This window comes from Marinobacter sp. NFXS9, from assembly GCF_040148665.1.
Taxonomy (GTDB): Bacteria; Pseudomonadota; Gammaproteobacteria; order Pseudomonadales; family Oleiphilaceae; genus Marinobacter_A; species Marinobacter_A mangrovi.
This window is the reverse complement of the sequence record NZ_JAGDDW010000046.1, coordinates 1-1428: the sequence shown is the minus strand read 5'-3', so window position 1 is coordinate 1428 and position 1428 is coordinate 1. Positions and strand designations below refer to the sequence as shown.

2 protein-coding genes are annotated in these 1428 nt (G+C 50.8%); both read right to left on the bottom strand.

Annotated features, from left to right (window positions below):
* Window positions 1-556 precede the first annotated feature (556 nt).
* Window positions 557-1234, bottom strand: a complete 678-nt coding sequence (locus tag J3364_RS22555) for a class I SAM-dependent methyltransferase (RefSeq protein WP_349560409.1) — start codon at window positions 1232-1234, stop codon at window positions 557-559.
* 99 nt (window positions 1235-1333) lie between these two features.
* The coding region (locus J3364_RS22550; protein WP_349559876.1) for an IS3 family transposase at window positions 1334-1428 on the bottom strand (95 nt) is incomplete at its 5' end.

Sequence of the window (1428 nt, the reverse complement as noted above, 5' to 3'; positions counted from 1 at the left end):
GCGTTCTGGTCGTGATTGTAAGGACGGAAGCGGGGCTTGGCTTTGGGCATCTGACGACTCCTTGTCCGTTTGCACGATCCTATCAAACCGGAGGGGGATCTCGGGGTTTTTCTACAGCCTCAACGCCTGCATAAACGGCGACTTTTGCGTAGCGAAGCGGAGAAAAAGCCGTCCGGTGGAGGGCCACAGGCCCGGAACGAATTTGATGCACTGGTTATGTGTTTTGAGACAGCTGAGATATAGCTTTGTCATGTTTCCTATAACCCCAAAGCTCAAGTAATGTGCTACCAACGCTGATAGAAACTAGCCCAACACCAATAGGCCATAAGCTCAGCTTGAGCCAAACTAAAATCAGGGTTATCGAAACAGCAATCACAACCAGTTTCTTACCTGAGGCAATCCTTACCTCACATTGCCGCCGGTATTTCTGATGCTCTTTTATTCTTGACTCAATAGATCTTTCCTTGCGTGGCACACTATCTCCCTGCCCGCACATAACGCTTGGCTTTGCGGCGTACCGGAGCGCAGCGTAGGTGCGTCCGCCAACAGCCACTGGTTATACAGATTTTGCCACCAACATCTCAGTAGCACCTTTTTGAAAACGATAGCTGACAGGCTGCAACGAAACATCGATTCCGTCCGCTGATAGTGTCGTCATGACAGAATCCAAATGCTTTGAAGTCTTTCCATCCAGCGAGACAACAGGAAAGACGCGGACCTCAGAGGCAACCCTGCAAAGTTCCCGAATTGATGCCAGATGCGCCGCCCCATCTACGTGGTCACTGTAGAGAAAAAGGTAATGGGAGCAGAGTGCTAGATCGAACTCGGAGTCACTGAATGGCAGCGCAGGCAATGATGCTGATACATACCGCTCTTGCTGGCAACCGATATCAAAGTCAGAAAGAAACCTCGACATGGCCTTCATCCGAACCTCGCCAAGCCGTTCAACGCCGCCCAGTGAGTCCCAGATATAGTTGTCTGCCCCCTGCTGCATCTTGGCCATGATGTCTGGGTACACGTCCTCAATACGGCGGCGTATTTTTTCAGCTTGAAATTGGTACACCGGATCACATGACGTAACTTTGCACCCACGTTCTGTGGCTTCTGCATTAAAGCTTGCGGGGCCGTCACCACAACCAAGGATTCGCCTGTTCAGATCACCTTCCGATAATCCAAACATTGCCTGGTACTCTTCAAAAGACCGGCCCCATGGGACTACGTTGGCTAATTCCAAATCTGACTCTCCCTAGTCTGTATAACGCCAGGGCTAAGCCGCCGGTTGGAGCGCCAGCGCAAACCGGTGGAATTCCCCCAATAAATCGGACACGCCCTTTCAGTTGATTTCCTCGAACTCTAGCGGAGTCCGGTAACCCAGGCCACTGTGCAGCCGTTGGCGATTATAAAAGTCTTCAATATAGTCATTTATAT